19 protein-coding genes and 1 tRNA gene are annotated in these 21,926 nt (G+C 36.4%); 15 read left to right on the top strand and 5 right to left on the bottom strand.

Features of this window, described 5'->3' with window-relative positions; all coding sequences use genetic code 11:
• Positions 1-26 precede the first annotated feature (26 nt).
• From SJY30_RS17815 to SJY30_RS17795, 5 genes are read left to right on the top strand one after another with little or no spacing between them, the layout of a single operon-like run.
• Entirely contained in the window at positions 27-1,004 is a 978-nt protein-coding gene (locus SJY30_RS17815; protein WP_396633450.1) for a M23 family metallopeptidase, read from the top strand.
• Entirely contained in the window at positions 1,004-1,333 is a 330-nt protein-coding gene (locus SJY30_RS17810) for a MerR family transcriptional regulator (RefSeq protein ID WP_396633449.1), read from the top strand. Before SJY30_RS17815 ends, SJY30_RS17810 begins: the two co-directional genes overlap by 1 nt.
• Positions 1,334-1,343: 10 nt before the next feature.
• Positions 1,344-1,943 (top strand): LemA family protein, encoded by a 600-nt coding sequence (locus tag SJY30_RS17805; protein ID WP_396633448.1) that lies wholly within the window; start codon positions 1,344-1,346, stop codon positions 1,941-1,943.
• Positions 1,944-1,949: 6 nt separating this feature from the next.
• A complete protein-coding gene (locus SJY30_RS17800) occupies positions 1,950-2,387 on the top strand; it encodes a TPM domain-containing protein (RefSeq protein WP_036156472.1) in 438 nt (145 codons plus the stop codon).
• Positions 2,368-3,162, top strand: a complete 795-nt coding sequence (locus SJY30_RS17795; RefSeq protein ID WP_396633447.1) for a TPM domain-containing protein — start codon at positions 2,368-2,370, stop codon at positions 3,160-3,162. Before SJY30_RS17800 ends, SJY30_RS17795 begins: the two co-directional genes overlap by 20 nt.
• 241 nt (positions 3,163-3,403) lie before the next feature.
• On the opposite strand, the gene der is transcribed toward SJY30_RS17795, so the two are convergent.
• The 5 genes from der to SJY30_RS17770 form a co-directional block, all read right to left on the bottom strand.
• Complete coding sequence (der, locus tag SJY30_RS17790; RefSeq protein ID WP_036156478.1) at positions 3,404-4,708, bottom strand: ribosome biogenesis GTPase Der; 1,305 nt, start codon at positions 4,706-4,708, stop codon at positions 3,404-3,406.
• A gap of 44 nt (positions 4,709-4,752) precedes the next feature.
• A complete protein-coding gene (locus tag SJY30_RS17785; RefSeq protein WP_396633446.1) occupies positions 4,753-5,493 on the bottom strand; it encodes a NeuD/PglB/VioB family sugar acetyltransferase in 741 nt (246 codons plus the stop codon).
• Positions 5,494-5,726: 233 nt separating this feature from the next.
• On the bottom strand, positions 5,727-6,611 hold the full coding sequence (gene era, locus SJY30_RS17780; protein WP_396633445.1) for a GTPase Era: 885 nt from the start codon (positions 6,609-6,611) through the stop codon (positions 5,727-5,729).
• Between the two features lie 11 nt (positions 6,612-6,622).
• The gene (locus SJY30_RS17775; protein ID WP_396633444.1) at positions 6,623-7,087 is read right to left on the bottom strand and encodes an RNA methyltransferase; all 465 of its coding nucleotides are present in this window, start codon (positions 7,085-7,087) and stop codon (positions 6,623-6,625) included.
• Complete coding sequence (locus tag SJY30_RS17770) at positions 7,077-8,438, bottom strand: alanine/glycine:cation symporter family protein (RefSeq protein WP_396633443.1); 1,362 nt, start codon at positions 8,436-8,438, stop codon at positions 7,077-7,079. Before SJY30_RS17770 ends, SJY30_RS17775 begins: the two co-directional genes overlap by 11 nt.
• Positions 8,439-8,632: 194 nt before the next feature.
• Between SJY30_RS17770 and SJY30_RS17765 the strand changes: the two genes are divergently transcribed.
• The 10 genes from SJY30_RS17765 (at position 8,633) to SJY30_RS17720 (ending at position 21,891) form a co-directional block, all read left to right on the top strand.
• Positions 8,633-8,705, top strand: a tRNA-Met gene (locus SJY30_RS17765).
• Between the two features lie 264 nt (positions 8,706-8,969).
• Entirely contained in the window at positions 8,970-9,389 is a 420-nt protein-coding gene (locus SJY30_RS17760; protein WP_299323151.1) for an HYC_CC_PP family protein, read from the top strand.
• Between the two features lie 119 nt (positions 9,390-9,508).
• On the top strand, positions 9,509-13,261 hold the full coding sequence (locus SJY30_RS17755) for an efflux RND transporter permease subunit (protein ID WP_396633442.1): 3,753 nt from the start codon (positions 9,509-9,511) through the stop codon (positions 13,259-13,261).
• Entirely contained in the window at positions 13,258-14,475 is a 1,218-nt protein-coding gene (locus SJY30_RS17750) for a TolC family protein (protein ID WP_396633441.1), read from the top strand. The genes SJY30_RS17755 and SJY30_RS17750 overlap by 4 nt, the downstream gene beginning before the upstream one ends.
• A 3-nt stretch (positions 14,476-14,478) precedes the next feature.
• Complete coding sequence (locus SJY30_RS17745; RefSeq protein WP_073240373.1) at positions 14,479-15,045, top strand: AraC family transcriptional regulator; 567 nt, start codon at positions 14,479-14,481, stop codon at positions 15,043-15,045.
• Between the two features lie 72 nt (positions 15,046-15,117).
• Positions 15,118-17,520 (top strand): multicopper oxidase domain-containing protein, encoded by a 2,403-nt coding sequence (locus SJY30_RS17740; RefSeq protein WP_396633440.1) that lies wholly within the window; start codon positions 15,118-15,120, stop codon positions 17,518-17,520.
• A 28-nt stretch (positions 17,521-17,548) separates the two neighbouring features.
• On the top strand, positions 17,549-18,139 hold the full coding sequence (locus SJY30_RS17735; RefSeq protein ID WP_271855606.1) for a DUF3347 domain-containing protein: 591 nt from the start codon (positions 17,549-17,551) through the stop codon (positions 18,137-18,139).
• Entirely contained in the window at positions 18,140-18,595 is a 456-nt protein-coding gene (locus SJY30_RS17730) for a heme-binding domain-containing protein (RefSeq protein ID WP_396633439.1), read from the top strand.
• 282 nt (positions 18,596-18,877) lie between these two features.
• Positions 18,878-21,379 carry a heavy metal translocating P-type ATPase gene (locus tag SJY30_RS17725; RefSeq protein WP_396633438.1) on the top strand — a complete coding sequence of 834 codons (2,502 nt, stop codon included), beginning with the start codon at positions 18,878-18,880 and terminating at the stop codon, positions 21,377-21,379.
• Between the two features lie 20 nt (positions 21,380-21,399).
• Positions 21,400-21,891 carry a DUF305 domain-containing protein gene (locus SJY30_RS17720; RefSeq protein ID WP_396633437.1) on the top strand — a complete coding sequence of 164 codons (492 nt, stop codon included), beginning with the start codon at positions 21,400-21,402 and terminating at the stop codon, positions 21,889-21,891.
• Positions 21,892-21,926 lie beyond the last annotated feature (35 nt).

Genomic DNA, 21,926 nt, shown 5'->3' with positions numbered 1-21,926 from the left:
AAACAAAAATAGGATAAATAACATTCATGTCTAAGGTAAAATACTATTACGACCCAGACACGCTGTCGTACCGTAAAATAGAACCCGAAAAATCTAAACGTTATAGAAATATAGCCTTCTTTATTTTGGGCTCATGCCTTTTTGGTTTTTTAGCGTTAATTCTCCTGCTTAACACTAACTTAGTCAATACACCAAGGGAACTTTCTTTATCTCGTGAAGTCAAAAATTACGAACTGCAGTACGAGCTCTTGAATAAGAAAATGGAACAAATTGAAGAGGTTCTAGGGAACATAGAAGATAGAGATAACAATATCTACCGCTTATATTTTGAAGCCAACCCTATACCAGATGAACAACGTAAAGCTGGTTTTGGGGGTATTAACCGATACAAATCTTTAGAAGGTTTCAATAATTCTGAGATGATTGTTTCTACTACAAAGAGACTGGATATCATTAAGAAACAAATGGCCATTCAATCTAAATCATTGGATGAAATTACCAAGCTAGCAGAGGAAAAAGAAAAATTATTAATGTCGATACCTGCTATTCAGCCTATCAGCAATGAAGATTTAAAACGTATGGCATCTGGATACGGATGGAGGTCCGATCCTTTTACCAAGGCCAGAAAAATGCATTACGGCATGGATTTCACCGCTCCAAAAGGTACACCCATATATGCTGCAGGTGATGGTAAAATTACGAGAGCAGACAACAACTCATCTGGATACGGAAAACATATTCGCATTGAACATGGATACGGATATTTAAGTCTTTACGCTCACTTAAGCCAATACAATGTTAAGAAAGGTCAAAAAGTAAAAAGGGGCGACCTTATAGGTTTTGTAGGAAGCACAGGTAGATCAGAGGCACCACACTTACATTATGAAGTATGGAAAGATAACGAGAGAATAAACCCTATGAATTTCTATTATGGTAGTTTATCGCCAGAAGAATTCGAAAACATGTTGAAATTCGCTAATCAAGAAAACCAATCATTGGATTAATGCAGATAGATCTCCCAGAAAAAAGATATTATGGTATTGGCGAAGTTGCCCGTGCCTTTGGCGTAAACGCTTCACTAATTCGTTTTTGGGAGAAAGAATTCGATGTACTTCAACCTAAAAAAAATGCAAAGGGAAATAGAAAATTCACCCCTCAAGACATTAAAAATCTTCAATTGATATATCATTTGGTAAAAGAAAGAGGTTTTACCCTTGATGGTGCCAAAACTCATTTAAAAGAAGAAAAGCAGAAAACACTTTCTAATTTTGATATTATTCAAAAACTGGAACGGGTTAAAGCTGAATTAAATAAAATCAAAGATCAATTATAACACAACCATTATGAAAAAAGGATTAATTGCATTAATTGTCATCGCTGTTTTAGCATTTGGACTATACCAGTGGGGCGTTGGCTTTAACAACACTGCCGTTGCATTAAAAGAAACATCTACCAAAACTTGGGCAAATGTAGAAAGTGCCTACCAACGTAGAAATGACCTCATAGGCAATCTTGTAAAAACAGTACAAGGTGCTGCAGATTTTGAAAGAGGTACTTTAACGGATGTTATCGAAGCTAGAGCAAAAGCAACATCGGTCAATATTGACCCCACTAACATTACACCAGAGCAACTGGCACAATTCAACCAAGCACAAAGTGGATTAAGTGGTGCATTAAGCAAATTATTGGTGACTGTAGAACGCTACCCTGATCTTAAAGCAAACCAAAACTTTCTAGAGCTACAATCGCAATTAGAAGGTACAGAAAACAGAATAAATGTCGCAAGAGATAGATTCAACGCAACTGTAGAACCTTACAACCTACACATTAAAAAATTCCCTAATTCTATATTGGCTGGTTTTCTAAACTTTGATGAACTAGCTTACTACAAAGCAGATGCCGGTTCAGAAGATGCCCCTGATGTAGATTTTGATTTTGAATAACAGCCTATGTCTAGAGTAGAAGATTTTTTATCGGCAACAGAAGAGCAAGAGGTAGTAGAGGCTATTCTTAAGGCTGAAAAGAACACTTCTGGAGAAATCAGGGTACATATTGAGGGTCACACCCGAAAAGACCACTACGAGCGCGCTAAAGAAGTTTTTCATTTATTGAAAATGGATAACACTAAGCAAGAAAACGGCGTTTTGATTTATGTTGCCGTAACCGATAAGAAGTTTGTTATATGTGGTGACAAAGGTATAGACAAGGTCGTACCAAAAGATTTTTGGCAAACCACTAGAAATAGTATTCAAACACATTTTGAAAAGGGAGCTTTTAAAGACGGACTCGTTGCCGGGGTTTTAAAAGCTGGCGAAGAATTAAGAAGTCATTTTCCTTGGCAATCAGATGACACCAACGAATTAAGCAATGAGATATCTAAAGGTTAGCCTTATAATTCTTTTTCTTTGGTGTACTCCGTCATGGAGCCAATTTGAGATACCCGAAAAACCGGCATTACAAACCAGTGTTTATGATTACACCAATCTTCTTACCGATCAGCAAAAAGTAGCTTTAAGCCAAAAACTGGTTCGTTATTCAGATAGCACCTCAACACAAATTGTAATTACCATCATTGCAAGTACTAACGGTGAAAACATCAATTACCTTGGTGCAAACTGGGGTCAAAAATGGGGTATTGGACAGAAAGGCAAGGACAATGGTATTCTCATAATTCTAGCTGAAAACGACAGAAAAGTCGCTATTAGCACTGGTTACGGTGTTGAAGGTTCTTTAACCGATGCACTTTCTAAACGAATCATTGAAAATGTAATTCTCCCAGAATTTAGAGTAGGAGATTATTACGGCGGACTTAACAAAGGTTCTGATGTCATTTTTCAAGTATTAAACGGCGAATTTCAAGAAGATAGAACTTTTGGTGATAACGGAGGTACTCCATTTTCATCTCTTCTACCATTTATCATATTTGTAGTAATCCTCTTCATTCTGTGGAGTCGCAAAAATGACGATAACGATAGTAATGGTGGCAGAAGACGAGGAGGCTTAAGTCCGTGGGACATGATTATTCTCAGCAACATGGGTCGCTCAAGCGGTTCTAGTGGCGGATTCGGTAGCGGCGGAGGCGGAAGCTTTGGTGGTGGCGGATTTGGAGGAGGTTTCGGCGGCGGCGGCTTTGGCGGCGGCGGTGCTTCTGGAGGTTGGTAGTTTTATTTCCAAATAATTACTCAGTCTAGTTTTATCGAAAATGTTTAATACAAGTCAATAACCATTCCCTTCTTGGGAGGGGTTAGGGGTGGGTTGTTGGTTGTTGGTTGTTGGTTGTTGGTTAAAACTCAAAAAAAATGGTCAAATAATTCTGCTGTGCAAAATATTTAACCATTTCTTATTTCTCTACTCGATGACCAGAGTTTATTCTTAAACCTGATTAACTTAATCCCATAGCAACCTACTTCTTTCTCATAAACACAGTGATAGGCACACCAGAGAAATCATATTCTTCACGAATTTTATTCTCTAAATAACGCTTATATGGCTCACGCACATATTGTGGCAGGTTACAAAAGAATGCAAACTGCGGATACGGAGTCGGTAATTGTGTACAGAATTTAATCTTAACAAACTTTCCTTTATATGCCGGCGGCGGATAGTTCTCAATTATTGGCAACATCGTTTCATTGAACTTACGGGTTATAATTTTTTTATTACGATTATTATACACTTCTACAGCAGTTTCAATTGCCTTAAAAATTCGTTGCTTAGTCAATACAGAAACAAAAAGAATAGGTACATCGGTAAATGGCTCAATGGCTTTTTTAATTTTATCGGTATAATGTTTTATGGTATTGGTCTCTTTATCCTCGACCAAATCCCACTTATTCACAAGAATTACTATTCCCTTATGGTTACGCTGAGCAAGCCAAAAGATATTTTCTACTTGACCATCAAATCCTCTTGTTGCATCCAACATTAAAATACAGACATCGCAATGCTCAATCGCTCTTACGGAACGCATTACAGAATAAAATTCCAAATCTTCTTTCACCTTCGCCTTACGACGAATACCTGCCGTATCTACGAGGTTAAATTCAAATCCGAATCTATTATATTTTGTATCGATACTATCTCTTGTAGTACCGGCGATATCCGTTACTATATATCTATCCTCACCAATCAATGCATTTATGAATGAAGACTTACCAGCGTTGGGTCTACCAACTACCGCAAATCTTGGTAAGTCACTTTCTTCCTCAACTACATCTGGCAATTTTTCTACCAAAGCATCTAGCAGTTCTCCAGATCCACCACCATTTATACTGGACAATGTAAAATACTCACCAAGACCTAAAGAATAAAATTCAACAGCATCTTCCGCTCTTTTGGCATTGTCCACTTTATTCACCGCTAAAAAAACCGGCTTTTTAACTCGTCTTAATAATTTAGCAACATCTTCATCCATACCGGTTACCCCGGTCTCCACATCTACCATAAATATTATGGCATCAGCTTCTTCTATTGCCAGTTCAACTTGCCTATCAATTTCCTTCTCAAAGACATCATCACTACCAACAACATATCCACCGGTATCGATAATTGAAAACTCTTTACCGTTCCAATCACTCTTACCATAATGGCGATCACGAGTAACACCGCTAACGGCATCAACAATAGCCTCGCGTCTTTGAATTAATCTATTAAAAAATGTTGATTTTCCTACATTAGGTCTCCCTACAATGGCAACAATAGCACCCATAGCTTAAATTTGGTGCAAAGGTAATATTTAAAGTGGCAATTACACTATATATCTTGAATAGAGAGATTTAATTGAACATTATCAAAATTTTCCAATTTATAAAATTGTTGCTTTTTAGGTGTAGATAAATAAGATTCTCCAACGTCTCTTTTGCGAATGATTTTTGCGGGCGAACCATAAGCAACAATGTTATTACCAAAATGGTCTACGACAAGAGAACCAGCTCCAATAATAGTATGTTGGCCAATTTCAATACCATTTACAATATTTGCCCCTAGACTAACCGCAGAAAACCTACCTAGTTTTAAATTTCCACCTGTACATACCGATGGCGCTAAACTTGAATATGAATCCATTATACCATCATGACCTAATGAAGAATTTGTATTAATAATACAAAAGTCATGGACAATAGAGTTTGCATTTACTATAGCACCTGGCATAAATACATTACCACAACCTAAAAGAACATCTTTTCCTAAAATAGCTTTGGGGTGGATAGTATTTATAAAACTAAAATCTGGAACTATTTTAAAAATTTTATCTACTATAAATTTTCTTACCCAATTATCCCCAATAGCTACAATACCACCAACAATATTGAAACTATCAATTAAATACGGTAAATCTTTTTCAGAACCTAGAATTTGATATCCATTAATATTAGTTCCTTTTTGCTTGAAAGAATCAACAAAACCCACAACATTATATTTACCCTCTTTTTCTATGCAATCCAAAACGACACTACCATGACCAGAGGCACCAAAAATAATTACATTTTGCATTTCATCGGGGATTTATGACATTTTATCGATAAATCAAAAATAATGTATTCTTTTCAAATTAAAGACTAAAACCTTCAATTGAGGTAAAAAATTTATGATGTCAGCTAATATTGAAAGCTTAGTTCTCATCAATACACTGATAACTAAAGCTTTCAAAAACAGACAAAGATTTTTTAAAAAAATAAAATCTAACCCCTGATTATAATGGCACTGAACTGTAACTTAGATTATTTCTATTTATTATAACCAAATCGCTTCAGTTGACGCGCATTACTACGCCAGTTTTTATTCACTTTTACATATAATTCTATATGGACTTGTTTGCCGAAGAATTTCTCCAAGTCTTTTCTAGCTTCTACCCCTACTTTTTTTAGAGCCGAACCTTTATGACCAATAATAATACCTTTTTGAGAATCGCGCTCTACCATAATTACGGCACGCATGCGAATAATATCTTCATCTTCAAAAAACTCCTCAGTTTCTATTTCAACTGCATACGGAATTTCCTTTTTGTAATTCAATAAGATTTTCTCTCGTATCGTTTCATTTACAAAGAAACGTTCTGGCTTATCCGTTAATTGGTCTTTTGGATAATATGCCGGTGACATTGGCAACAATTCTATAATACGCTCAAAAACACCTTTAACATTAAAATTAGATAATGCAGAAATAGGATGCAACTCTACACTCGGCAGCATTTCTTGCCAATACTGAACCTGCTCTTCCAACAATTCTTGCGTAGCGGTATCTACCTTGTTCAACAATAATAAAACAGGAATTTTACTATTTTTAATTTTCTCAAAGAAAGCCTCATCTTTCAATGCCTTCTCACCTATTTCAACCATATACAAAAGTACATCGGCATCTTCGAATGCAGATTTCACAAAATCCATCATACTGCTTTGAAGTTGATATGCAGGTTTTATGATACCTGGAGTATCAGATAAAATAACCTGGAAATCATCCCCATTCACAATACCCAAAATACGATGTCTCGTAGTTTGTGCCTTTGAAGTAATAATGGATAATTTTTCACCCACAAAAGCATTCATCAATGTTGACTTACCTACATTAGGATTTCCTATTATATTTACAAATCCGGATTTATGATCTCCCATAATTTTATCTTTTAACGCATACGCGGTTTTGATAGATTTCTATCATACATAACAATACTACCGGCTACTGCCACATTAAGGCTTTTAACCGATTTAAAACGAACTAAATGGTGCGATTTTTCACAAGCTTTATTCGACAGTCCGTGATCCTCTGCCCCAAGTAAATATACACATCTTCTAGGATGCTTAAATGTTTCTAAGTCTACCGCACTTTTTATCATTTCTACACCAACCAGCATAGCACCTTTCGGTAAATTATCATAGAACGCATCAAACGTTTCGTAATGAAAATAAGGCATAGCCTTCACCGCATGGTGCGTATCACTTGCTTGTTTGGCATATCTATTACCAATGGTGAAGATAAAACTAGCTCCAAGATTTTGTGCCGTTCGCCACAACACTCCCAAATTTTCAGGTGTTTTTCCGTTTTGGATACCAATACCAAAAAATTCATGTTCAAAATTATCAGTGCTCACTCTTTAACTTCTGAAAGTATTTCTTTGCTTCTTTATTAACCTTTGGAGCCAACAAAAGTACGGCAATCATATTAGGTATCACCATTAGTGCGTATGACAAATCAATTAAATTCTTTACCAACTCCAATGATGCTACTGCAGCGAAGACAATCATTATTACAAAATACCAGTTGTAAAACTTACCGATTTTAGCATTGGTCAAGAAAGACAATGATTTTACACCGTAATACGAATAAGTAAACAAGGTAGACAATGCAAAAGCAGTAACAATAACCATTAATAATACATCTCCCCAACCAAATAAGGTTTTTTTAAAGGCCGATAACGTCATTACTATTCCGCTTGAGTCTTCTAAATACGCTCCACTTAATATGATTACAATTGCGGTAAACGTACATACTAAAATGGTATCAATAAACGGACCCAACATGGCAACCAACCCTTCACGAATTGGTTCATCATTCTTAGATTGCCCATGGTACATAGGCGCACTACCTAAACCAGCTTCGTTAGAAAACATTGCCCTACGGACACCTATAATTACAAGACCCCAAAATCCGCCCGTAGCTAAAGATTTAAAATTCCAAGCTTCTACAAATATCATTTTCAAAGCCGGCATTATTTGACCGGAATTCATAGCCATTACCGCTATTACAGCAATTAAATATACAGCTACCATGAACGGAACTATTGCAGATGCAACTTTCGCTATCTTGGTTAATCCGCCGAAGATTACAAATGAGGTTATGACAGCCAATATAAGACCTATAGTCCATTTCCAATTCTCGTCACTCATATCCATGATGGTAGCCCCAGGATCAACTACGCTCATGAATGTTTCCGTAAACTGGTTAGCAGTGAACACACCTAAAAATCCAAACAGTCCACAAACTGCGAAAAATATAGCTAAAGGTCTAGCCTTTTCACCTAATCCTTTAGTTATATAATACATAGGTCCACCTTGCAACTTACCATCCGAATCCGTTCCGCGATACATAATTGCCAAACTACAGGAATAAAACTTTATACACATACCGATCAATGCAGTCATCCATATCCAAAAAACCACACCTGGCCCGCCATCATGTATTGCGATCGCAACTCCTGAAATATTTCCTAAACCAACTGTTGCCGCAACAGCTGCTGACAAAGCTTGAAAAGAACTAACATCTCCCTTGGAGTCTTTATTATCATATTTACCCGCAGTAATTGCGATTGCATGACCAAAAAAACGATAAGGCATTAGTTTTGAATAAAAGACAAGAAAGAGTCCACCGCCTATTAATAAAAGAAACATTGGCCACTCAGTATATGGCAATGCGCTTGCTATAAAGTCATTAATTGTATCCATAGAATTGTAAAAAACCGAAGTTATGGATTTAATGTTTTTTAAAAGATAATGCTCTTAAAAAATATTATTTAAATAAGTTTGGAATTAAGAGAAAATGTGTTGTATATTTGCAGCCCGTTACAAATAGTAGCGCACCTTTATTTCGTCAGCTTAATGACCTGAAGTCGCAAGACAAGTGAGATAAAAACCCATATCGCGGGGTAGAGCAGTAGGTAGCTCGTCGGGCTCATAACCCGAAGGTCGCTGGTTCGAGTCCAGTCCCCGCTACTAATAAAATCAAGCCTTTCAAGAAATTGAGAGGCTTTTTTTATGCTTGGGTACAACATAGGTACAACATTTCTTTGTTTTGCTAATCAAAATAAAAATTATCATTATTTGACATTAAAAACAGTCAATAGCAATTATTTGAGTACTACTCCCAAAGATTTTAAATTGTAAGTCCCCGATTTTCAGCTTACTTGGTTCAAACCATTACAAATTAAATTATTGTTAAACTCAATAAAAATTTTAAATTTTTATATATTTGTGCTAATGAAAAAAGTATCTCAAAAAATAATGTCAATCTTGATGGCGTTCGTAGTGTTATTCTCTACGATGTCATTTACCATTGATTTGCATTACTGTGGAGATACTATGGTCGATTATTCTTTCTTTCATAATGTGGAAACTTGTGGAATGAAAAAAGAGCAAGTTGTATCAACTTGTGAAAATCCAGAAATGAAAAATAAATCCTGTTGCTCAGATGAACAAATCATCATCGAGGGACAAGAAGATTTAAAAAATAATTTCAGCACACTCACATTTGAGCAACAGATTTTTGTTGCATCATTCCTTTACTCTTACATCAATCTTTTTGAAGGAACGGCATCAGAGGAGGTTCCTTATAAAGATTATCCACCACCATTTGTCATACGGGATGTGCAAGTCTTGCACCAGACCTTCTTAATTTGATTTATTAAACATTCGTGATTCGCCCTTCGATAACTATCGACTAGGGCTCAATTTGTTGTATTTGTATTTCTGTGTTTCAGGATTTCAAATCATTCGTAAATGTTTAATAATCAAAGTATATGCTTAATAAAGCTATCAAATTTCTTATCGAGAATAAGCTCGTTGCAGCTCTATTGTTTTCCCTGTTTGTAAGCTGGGGAATTATAAGCACTCCATTTAATTGGAATACCGGAATTCTACCATCAAATCCTGTTGCCGTAGATGCAATACCAGATATAGGAGAAAATCAACAAATAGTATTTAGCAAATGGGTTGGTAGGTCTCCTCAAGATATAGAAGACCAAATTACGTACCCTTTAACAACCACTCTTTTGGGAATACCTGGAGTTAAAACTATTCGTAGTTCATCTATGTTCGGCTTTTCTAGTATTTACATCATTTTTGAGGAGGATGTTGAATTTTACTGGACTAGAAGCCGAATTCTTGAGAAAATAAATTCTTTACCAAATGGTTTGCTTCCCGATGGTGTCAACCCCACATTAGGACCTGATGCTACAGGATTAGGACAAATTTATTGGTACACTTTAGAAGGTCGAGATAAGGATGGTAATGTAACCGGTGGATGGGATTTACAAGAACTACGAAGCATTCAAGATTATTATGTTAAGTATGGCTTGGCTTCTGCAGGTGGTGTTTCTGAGGTTGCATCAATTGGTGGTTATGTGCAAGAATACCAAATTGATGTTGAGCCTGAAAAAATGCGTCAATATGGTATTGGATTAAGTGATGTCGTTAAGGCGGTTAAAAGGTCTAATCAAGATATTGGTGTACAGACTTTAGAAATGAATCAAGCGGAATATTTAGTTCGTGGCTTAGGTTATGTGAAATCTATTTCTGACCTAGAAGATGCTGTGGTTACTTCAAAAAACTTTACCTCAATTCATATCAAGGATATTGCGAATGTACATTTAGGCCCCCAAACGAGAAGAGGTATTCTAGATAAAGAAGGAGCTGAAGTTGTAGGTGGCGTTGTGGTTGCTAGATATGGTGCCAATCCATTAGAGGTAATTAACAATGTAAAAGAACAGATTGTAGAAATTTCATCAGGTTTACCCTCAAAAGTATTGAAAGATGGGAGAACATCTCAGTTAACAATTGTCCCCTTTTATGATCGTACAGAGCTTATTCAAGAAACCTTACATACGTTAAACGAAGCACTTACGCTAGAAATTCTTATTACTATTCTTGTAATTATAGTTATGGTGTTCAATCTACGTGCATCTATACTTATTTCGGGTTTATTACCGGTTGCAGTATTGATGGTCTTCATTGCCATGAAATTGTTTAATGTAGACGCAAATATCGTTGCTTTATCTGGAATTGCGATCGCTATAGGTACTATGGTAGATGTCGGGGTAATACTCGCTGAGAATATGATTCGGCATTTAGAAGATGAGAAACTGCGCTTTCAAGCAAATGGTGTAGAGTATACAACCAATGAAATTATATATAACGCAACGGCAGAAGTATCAGGGGCAATATTAACAGCTGTTCTAACAACGATTATTAGTTTTTTACCCGTATTTACAATGATAGGTGCAGAAGGTAAACTTTTTCGTCCGCTAGCATTTACCAAAACAATGGCATTAACGGCATCTTTGGTAATTGCACTTTTCTTGATACCACCAATCGCCGCATTTCTTTTTAGAAAGCGAAGTTTAAAAACAGCAACAAAATTCGTTATTAATGGGTTATTAATAATTCTAGGTTGTATCGCCATTTTTTATGGCTATTGGTTGGGCTTATTGTTAATTGCTTTTGGTGCTGTGGCTTTTTTAAAGATCAGGTCTTTTATATCATCGAAACAAGAGAATTTGACAAACATCGTACTATCAACGTTAGCGATTGTAATCTTACTTGCAGAATACTGGAGACCACTTGGGTTTGATCGTAGCATTATCATGAATTTGATTTTTGTTTCTATTATTTGTTTCGGTCTATTGGGAGTATTTACCGTTTTTAAAAAGTATTATGACCAAATTCTTCGCTGGGCTTTAGAGAATCGACTTCTTTTCTTAACGATACCAACAGTGATTTTAATACTGGGGGTTCTCATTATGAGAAATACTGGCAAAGAATTTATGCCTGCTCTTAATGAAGGCTCTTTTCTTTTGATGCCTACTTCTTTACCGCATGCTGGTGTTGAAGAAAATAAACGTGTTTTGCAACAACTAGATATGGCTGTTGCCAGTATTCCAGAAATAGAGACTGTGGTTGGCAAATCTGGTAGAACAGAATCTGCGCTTGACCCAGCTCCTTTATCTATGTACGAAAACATGATTCAGTATAAGTCTGAATATATGAGAAATAGTAATGGATTAAGGCAACGTTACAAGGTTAACGATGACGGATTGTTTGTCCTTAATAATGACAAGTATATCATCAACCCGAACAATGACATAAATGATGATGCAATTTATGAAGCTTCAAAACTAAAAACTACAGCTACTAACAGAGATTTAATTGCTGATGATGACGGAGAATATTACCGAAATTGGCGACCAGAAATAAACAGTCCAGATGATATTTGGAATGAGATAGTTAAGGTAACCAAATTTCCAGGTGTAACATCTGCCCCAAAATTACAGCCTATTGAAACTAGACTTGTAATGTTACAGACCGGTATGCGAGCTCCAATGGGTATTAAGGTAAAAGGTCCCGATTTAAAAACTATCGAAGATTTCGGTTTGCAATTGGAAACCATTTTAAAGGAGGTGAATGGTGTAAAGAAACAAGCTGTTTTTGCAGATCGCATCGTTGGTAAGCCCTATTTACTAATTGACATTACGAGGAAGCAATTAGCCCGTTACGGATTAACCATAATGGACGTTCAAGAGGTATTACAAGTAGCGGTTGGCGGTATGTCTCTTACGCAAACGGTAGAAGGAAGGGAACGATATGGAGTAAGAGTTCGTTACCCAAGAGAATTAAGGTCAAACCCAGAAGATTTGAAAAATATCTATGTTCCCATTAAAAACGGTACACAAGTGCCACTTGGTGATCTTGTAGATATAAGATATGAACAAGGACCACAGGTTATTAAAAGTGAGGACACCTTTTTAATAGGTTATGTATTGTTTGATAAATTAGATGGTTTCGCTGAAGTTAATGTTGTAGAAAGTGCACAAGCTCGAATTGAACAAAAAATCGAAAATGGTAGTTTAATAGTTCCGCAGGGTGTCAGTTATCGCTTTACCGGAACCTATGAGAATCAGCTAAGGGCAGAGAAAACACTTTCAATCGTAGTGCCTATGGCGCTGTTAATTATTTTCTTGATATTATATTTTCAGTTTAAATCGGTAGCCACATCATTAATGGTATTTACAGGAATCTCGGTTGCATTTGCTGGTGGCTTTATTATGATCTGGTTATATGGTCAAGATTGGTTTTTCAATTTTAGTTTATTCGGAGAAAATCTACGGACACTTTTTAATATGAAAACCATTAACCTAAGTGTAGCTGTCTGGGTTGGTTTTATTGCACTGTTCGGTATAGCTACTGACGACGGTGTTGTTATGGCCACCTACCTGACCCAAACATTTGATAGAGAAAACCCTACTGATAAAAAAGGGATTAGACAAGCAACTTTAGAAGCTGCAGGCAAGCGAATAAGACCTTGTTTAATGACAACCGTAACTACCATATTGGCACTACTGCCTGTATTAACATCTACAGGAAAGGGAAGTGATATTATGATACCGATGGCCATTCCCATATTTGGAGGAATGATCATAGATATAACTTCCTATTTTTTGGTTCCTGTTCTGTATAGCTGGAAAAAGGAGTATGAACTTAAAAAAGTATACAAATGAAACAGTTAAATCTAGTTATTTGCTTATTCCTTCTAACTGCATTTGTTAATGCCCAAGAATTACAGTCTTTTATACAGGAAGCTGAAAGTAATAGTCCAGAGATACAAGCATACAATCTTCGCCATAACATAGCTGAAGAAAAAGTGAACGAAGCTAATTGGATTCCGAATACGGAATTTAGCGCTGGCTATTTTGTAAGTGAGCCAGAAACTAGAACGGGAGCTCAACGGGCACGTTTTTCAGCAAAACAAATGCTGCCTTGGTTTGGTACTATCACAGCTAGAGAAAATTACGCGAGTTCAATAGCTAATGCCGAATATGTAGAAATCGTAATCGCCAAGCGTAAACTAGCACTTTCCGTCTCTCAGTCGTATTACAGCTTATACACAATTAAGACAAAACAAAAAGTGCTTGACGAGAATATAGAGCTACTTAAGACCTATGAAAAATTGGCACTTACTTCCGTAGAAGTTGGCAAAGCTTCAGCGGTAGATGTGTTGCGATTGCAGATTAGACAAAACGAATTGCAGCAACAAAAAGAGGTGCTGGAGGAAACCTATTTGGGAGAGCAAACTTCCTTCAACAAGTTGCTGAATCGAGATGGAAATACAGGTGTAACCATTCTCGAAGCATTGATGTTGCCCAGCGAAGACATCTTTTACGATGAAAATAACCTATCACTTAATCCAGAGTTGCTTAAATATGACAAACTCTATGAATCCATAGCACAATCAGAACTGTTGAATCAAGCCGAAAGCAATCCTATGATTGGTTTTGGATTGGATTATTTGCCAGTTTCTGAGCGTCCCGATATGAATTTTAGTGATAATGGGAAGGATATTTTAATGCCGATGGTTTCGGTCTCTATCCCCATTTTCAATAAGCAGTACGATTCTAGAAGCAAGCAAAACGAATTGAAACAGTTAGAAATCAACGCTCAAAAAGAGAATCGATTGAATGTTTTAGAATCCGCTTTCGCGAAAGCGCAATCGCAACGTAATCAATCCAGAATAGCATACAATACACAAGCTAAAAATTTAAAGCAAGCTAAAGATGCTGAGCAAATTCTTATTAAAAACTATGAAACAGGCACTATCGATTTTAACGATGTACTGGATATACAGGAGCTTCAACTCAAATTTGAGTTGAATCAGGTGGAATCCATACAAATGTATTACATACAATCTGCACTGATTAATTACCTAATTAACTAACCGATGGAAAAGAAATTATTCATAAAAAATATGGTGTGTAATCGCTGTATTAAAGCAATTCAGAGGGATGTTGAAATATTAGGTATTCAATTAAAGCATATTCAATTAGGCTCTATAATCTATGAAGAGAGGTCTAAAGATGATTTTAATAATATAAAAACGATTTTAGAAAATAATGGTTTTGAAATTCTACTTGCTCAAGACCAGCAACTAGTAGAACAAATTAAAATTGAACTCATCAAGTTACTGCAAAAACTGCCTTTACAATTGGAAAAAACTCTCTCTAAATATTTAGAAAGCACGATGAGTATCGAGTACTCAAAAATCAGTAAGATTTTTTCATTTAATGAAAGTATAACTATAGAAAAATACTTTATCAAGTTAAAAATAGAAAAAGTAAAAGAGTTGATACAATTACAAGAAAACAACTTTACAGAAATTTCACAACTACTTGATTATAGCAATGTCAATCATTTAAGTAGGCTATTTAAGAATGAAACTGGTATGAGTTTAACGGAATATAAGAATAGTCAAAAAAGCATAAGAAACGCCTTAGACCAAATTAGGTAGATAAGAACCATAATTGTGATACAAAAAGCTTTAAATCAAGAGTAATTTCGTGTCTACAAAATAAAAGCTAAAATGAAAACTAAAATAATTTTGTTGTTTCTAATTGGGTTAACTACAGGTGTTTATGCACAAGACACACAAGGAAATATAGATAACCTTCCAGTAAGAGAACACACTATTACCTTGCGTGAGGCTACTGTGAATAAAGCAGGCAAAGATGTTGTGGGAATGACCGTTAACGGGACAATTCCCGGTCCAACTTTAGAGTTTACAGAAGGTGAATATGCAATAATATATGTAAAAAATGAAATGAGTGTAGAAACCTCAGTGCATTGGCACGGACTTTTACTTCCTAACTTTTACGATGGTGTACCGTACTTAAATACACCACCTATAGAACCAGGACATACACAGAAATACGAATTTCCTATCAAACAATCTGGAACCTATTGGTACCATTCCCATACAATGTTACAAGAACAAAGCGGCGTATACGGTTCCATTGTTATTCAGCCTAAAGAAAAAGTGTTGGATTATGACAAAGAATTGGTGTTGGTCTTATCTGACTGGACGAATGAAAAGCCGATGAACGTTCTGCGTAATTTAAAGCGTGGGAATGAATGGTACAGTATTAAAAAAGGAACAGCTACACCTTTAAATCAAGTAATTGCGCGTGGCGCTTTTGGAGCACAACTCAATTTTTGGAGGCAACGTATGGAAGGTGCAGATATAGCAGATGTATATTATCCTGCATTTTTAATTAATGGAGAAGAAAGCATTGACTATCCAGAATTTAAAGCTGGTGAGAAAATAAGACTGCGAATGATTAATGGAGGAGCTTCTACCTCTTTTTGGATGACGTTTGGAGGAGAGATACCTGTACTGGTTTCTTCAGATGGATTAGATGTGGTTCCTGTCGAAAGAAATAAAACTTTTATAGGAGTAGCCGAAACGTATGATTTTATTGTCACGGTACCAAAAGAAGGTAAGATGGAATTTAGAATTACTGCACAAGATGGTTCTGGTACAGCCTCTGCTTTTATAGGTAATGGTACAATTTTACCTGCAATGGATGTTGCTCGACCAGATAAAATCGGGATGATGCAGAAAATGGCTAAAATGGATATGAAAATGGGTGCACACGCCTTAAAATTTCAGCCAGGTAAGGATGAGCGTTTTGAGATGAAAGAGGAATACGGGATGCAGATGGATAAAATGGAAGGAATGAAAATGGATGGAGAGATGAAAATGGATCATTCTAAAATGAAAGGTATGAAGATGGATCATTCAAAAATGTCTGGAATGGATATGAATAAGCCAAAAGATACTACAGAAATGGGTAAGATGGACCATTCTAATATGGCAGGAATGGATATGAAGAAAGACAAAACAATGTCTGGAATGAATATGAAGAAAGAGAATTCTATGCCAGGAATGAAGATGGAGGGAATGGATCTATTTGCCGAATACAATTATGATTATTTGAAGTCGCCCAGCAAAACAACATACGACAAAGATGTTCCCGTTAAGGAAATATTACTAAATCTTACTGGTAATATGAATCGTTACATCTGGAGTATGAATGGTGTACCACTATCTGAGGCTGATAATATCAAAATAAATAATAAGGAGGTAACGCGCATTACATTCAATAACCTGACGATGATGCACCACCCAATGCACTTACACGGTCACTTCTTTAGAGTACTTAATGAAAATGGAGAGTACTCGCCATTAAAGCACACGGTAAATGTGCCCCCAATGGAAGAAATGACTATCGAGTTTTATGGAAATAATGGCGATGAGGCTGGAGACTGGTTTTTCCATTGCCACATTTTATATCATATGATGGGTGGTATGGCAAGAGTAGTGTCTTATGATACGCCACGAGACCCAAGAATGGATGAATTTCCAGCTTCTAAAATTATTGAAGAAACAGATAAATGGTATTCTTGGGGATTGGTAGATGTGGCGTCGCATACTACTGGTTTTAATTTGATGACCTCTAATATTAGAAATCAATTTAATGCCTCTTTTGAATATGGATGGAATGAAAATCTGGAAGGAGAATTTACGTATGAACGGTATCTACACGATTATTTAAGAGTTTTTGGTGGTGTTAATATTGAGAATTCAACACGTGATAGCTTAGATAAATTTAGTACCACAGCAGTTGTTGGAGTTAGATATTTAACACCTTATTTATTCAATTTAGATGTGCGCGTTGATAATAAATTAAGACCAAGAATTGGTGTAGGTCGCAGTATAATGATTTTCCCTAAGCTGTCTGTATTCGGCTACTATGAATACCAAATAGATTTAGGTTTCGTAGATGATTTACCAATGAACCAAGATTATCTGTCCGAAACAGTCTGGAGCGCAGGAGCTGAATATATGCTATCAAGAAATTTTTCTCTTATGGCGAGTTACGATAACCGTTTTGGAGCTGGCGGAGGATTATCAGTAAGATTTTAAATAATTTAATAACCTAAAATAAATAAAAATGAAAACAATTAAAAGAAGTATTGGAACCGTAGCCTTAGTCGCTACAATGATTTTAACCGTGTCTTGTAAAGATGCTAATAAGAATGAAGCACCTTCGTCTGCTAGCAATGAAGTAATCCAAGAAAATATGGATAGCTCAAAAAATATGGCAATGAATAATTCTCAAAACGCAATGGCAGAAGCTATTTTAAAAGATTATTTCAATCTTAAAGATGCGCTAGTAGGAGATGATAATGACAAGGCTAAGATGCTTGGTGGAACACTTGCTAAATCACTTGGCAATCTTGACAAGTCAACATATTCTGAAAGTCAACAAAAGGAATTAACAGACATCATTGAAGATGCAACAGAACACGCAGAGCATATTTCTGAGAGCGATATCAAACATCAACGTGAACATTTTAAAATTTTGAGCAAGGACATTACAGATATGGTTGCCATAACAGGAACAGCGACAAAGTTGTACGAGCAATTTTGCCCAATGTATGATGGCGGTACAGCTTGGTTAAGCACAAAAGAAGAAGTGAGAAACCCATATTACGGAAGCTCAATGTTGAAGTGTGGTAAAGTACAGCGAGAAATCAACTAAATGAAGGTTTTTAAGGCAATAGCTTGGATAGCGTTAATCTCATTCGTAGTGATACAATTCTTTCCAACGGATAGGAATGAAAGCTATACCACACCTACAACTGATTTTATGTTGGTAAACAAAGTACCGACTGAAATTGAGAACCAGCTCAAGGTGTCTTGCTATGATTGCCACAGTAATAATACTGTATATCCTTGGTATAGCAAAATTCAGCCAGCAGCTTGGTTTTTAAAAGACCATATTAAAGAAGGAAAAGCAGAATTGAATTTTAATGAGTGGAGCAATTATTCTGATAGAAGAAAGAAAAGTAAGTTACGGTCTATCATTAAACAGATAGAAAGTGGCGAGATGCCTATGAATAGTTACACGCTTATTCACAAGGATGCTATACTATCAGAAAACGATAAAAAGGTCGTCATAGATTTCATCACAAAATTGAAGGATAGTATAAAATAAAGCCCTGACTAGGAAAGGATGTTTTTTTAACATTGATTATGGAACTTTTCCTTTTCAGGCACAAATTAAAGTCCTATTAAGAGAAAGGAATATTTTTATTGGTTGGTTAGTAAACCCTTTCTCTTTTTTAGGCAAAAGAAATATTATGAAACAATGCTGTAAAACAGGAAATAATAATTCATCAAACGCACTTAGCAGACTGTTGAACTACATTCTATATGGAGTACTTCTCATCATCTTATCGGGTGCGCTTTTCTTGCAATTAAAATAATATACTATACTATGAAACACACCTATCATATTCAAGGAATGACCTGTAACGGTTGTCGAAATCACGTAGAGCAGACACTTTCTAAAGTGGAAGGTGTGTCTAATGCTTCGGTAAATTTAGAAAAAGCAGAAGCGACGATTGAAATGGAATCACATATCCCTATTGAAACGTTTCAAAAAGCGATGCAAGATGATGATGGCTCATACATAATTCACAAACTTGGAGAGCATCATAAAATGGAAGAAACCAAAAAGGAAAAACCTAAAGGCAAAGGAACTGGCACTTTCTACTGCCCGATGCATTGCGAGGGCGACAAAACATACGACCAGCCTGGCGATTGCCCAGTCTGCGGTATGGATTTGGTGGAAGAAGTCAATCTTTCCGCAACCACTACAGAACAATGGACGTGCCCTATGCACCCAGAAATCGTAAAAGATGAAGCTGGAGCTTGCCCTATTTGCGGAATGGATTTAGTACCGATGGAAGCAGATAGTTCAGCAGAAGAAAAGACCTATAAAAAGCTATTGAAAAAATTCTGGATAGCTGTTGGGTTCACGTTGCCCATTTTTATAATCGCAATGAGCGAGATGATTCCCAGCAATCCATTGTACGATGTAATGGAGCAAAAATGGTGGAACTGGATTCAGTTTGGGCTGTCAATTCCTGTAGTGTTTTATGCCACGTGGATGTTCTTTGAGCGTGCCTACCGAAGCATCAAAACTTGGAATCTCAATATGTTTACGTTAATAGGAATAGGTGCTGGTGTGGCGTGGCTATTTAGTGTGTTCGGAATGTTGTTTCCAGACTTTTTCCCTGAACAGTTTAAAACCGAATCAGGAGCTGTTCACGTTTATTTTGAGGCAGCAACCGTGATACTTACATTAGTATTGATGGGTCAAGTTTTAGAAGCGCGGGCACATAGCAAAACAAACTCCGCAGTAAAGGAATTATTAAAGCTTGCTCCTAACAAAGCCATACGTGTTGTAAATGGTAGTGAGGAAGAAGTCAGTATCGACCAGATAGAAAAAGGCGACATACTTCGAGTAAAACCAGGAGATAAAATACCAGTAGATGGCAAGATTACAGAAGGCGAAACTACTGTAGATGAATCGATGATTTCGGGAGAACCTATTCCAGTTAATAAAACTACAGATGATAAAGTAAGTAGTGGTACAATTAACGGTAATCAGTCTTTCTTAATGGAAGCCGAAAAAGTCGGTAGTGAGACCTTGCTTTCTCAGATTATTCATATGGTAAACGATGCCAGTCGCAGTCGTGCACCTATTCAGAAGTTGGCAGATACCGTTTCAGGATATTTTGTACCTGTAGTGGTTATAATTTCACTTATAACATTTGCAGTTTGGGCGATTTGGGGACCAGAACCAGCCTATGTGTTTGCTCTTGTAAATGCTATTGCGGTATTGATAATCGCTTGTCCTTGTGCATTGGGATTGGCTACACCTATGTCTGTAATGGTAGGTGTTGGTAAAGGAGCGCAAAACGGTGTGCTGATTAAGAACGCTGAAGCACTCGAAAAAATGGATAAGGTAGATACTTTAATCGTAGATAAGACAGGTACGATTACCGAAGGAAAACCTACGGTAGAGAAAATGGGCTCGTTTTTAGACCGCTTTCGCGAAAGCGATATCACTCAACTTATAGCTTCATTAAATAGTTCAAGCGAACATCCTCTTGCAGAGGCTACCGTAAAATATGGTAAAGAACAGAAAACGGAAATCTATAAAGTAGAAGGATTCAGTGCAGTTACAGGAAAAGGAGTTGAAGGAACTGTTAATGGTAAAAAGCTTGATTTAGGTAATGATAAGATGATGGAATATGCAAAGGCAACTATTTCCACCGTTATGAGAGATAAAGCACAATCTTTTCAAAAACAAGGAAAGACCGTTTCGTACTTATCTGTAGATGGCGAGGTAGCTGGTTATGTGGTTATAGGCGATAAAATCAAAGAGACTAGTGCAAAAGCCATCAAGGAACTTCAAGACAAAGGTATTGATGTGATTATGCTTACAGGCGATAATCACGACACGGCGCAAGCCGTTGCAAGTGAATTAAATCTTGCCAACTTTAAAGCAGGAATGTTACCAGAAAGCAAACTTGATGAAGTTAAAAAACTTCAAGAAAATGGACACGTAGTTGCGATGGCTGGCGATGGCATAAATGATGCGCCAGCACTTGCCAAAAGTGATGTAGGTATCGCAATGGGTACTGGTACTGATGTGGCTATCGAAAGCGCAATGATAACGCTAGTAAAAGGCGATTTACACGGTATTGTAAAAGCAAGAAACTTAAGTCATAAAGTAATGAGAAACATCAAGCAAAATTTATTTTTTGCATTGATATATAATACACTAGGTGTTCCTGTAGCCGCAGGAGTATTGTTTCCGGTTTTCGGAATATTATTATCGCCTATGATTGCTGCATTAGCAATGAGTTTTAGCTCGGTTTCGGTAATTGCAAATGCACTTAGACTAAAAACAAAATCAATTAATTAAAAAACTAAAAGCCATTAGAAATGAAATCACAAAACGAAAATCACAAAGAAATGAAAAAAGGGAATTACTCAAAGTTTATAGGAATGCTTTTAGCATCTTTTATTGCGATGTACATTACAATGTATTTAAATACTTATGCTATAGACCACGTATATTTTAGTCTAACTCGCTTTTATATGAGTTGTTTGGGCATCGCAGCTATGGCAATAATTATGTTTGTTGCTATGCGTGGTATGTATCAAAGTAAGAAGAAAAATATTGCAATAGTTCTTGGAAGTATCGTTCTATTTGTAGGTGCGTTAGGACTGGTACGTGACCAAAAATCAACTGTGGGCGATGTACTCTGGATGAAAGCTATGATACCGCACCACTCGATAGCAATATTAACCAGTGAGCGTGCAAATATTCAAGACCCAGAAGTGAAAAAATTAGCCAATGATATCATTAAAGCTCAAAAGAAGGAGATAGAAGAAATGAAACAAATGATTGACCGATTGCAAAACCAGAAATAGAGCGTTCGAGCAGTCTTTTCGCTATATCTTTTGTT

This window comes from Maribacter sp. R86514 (assembly GCF_044597005.1).
In the GTDB taxonomy this organism is placed as follows: Bacteria; Bacteroidota; Bacteroidia; order Flavobacteriales; family Flavobacteriaceae; genus Maribacter.
Note: the sequence above shows the minus strand (reverse complement) of the source record. Positions and strands in the feature narration are given on the sequence as shown.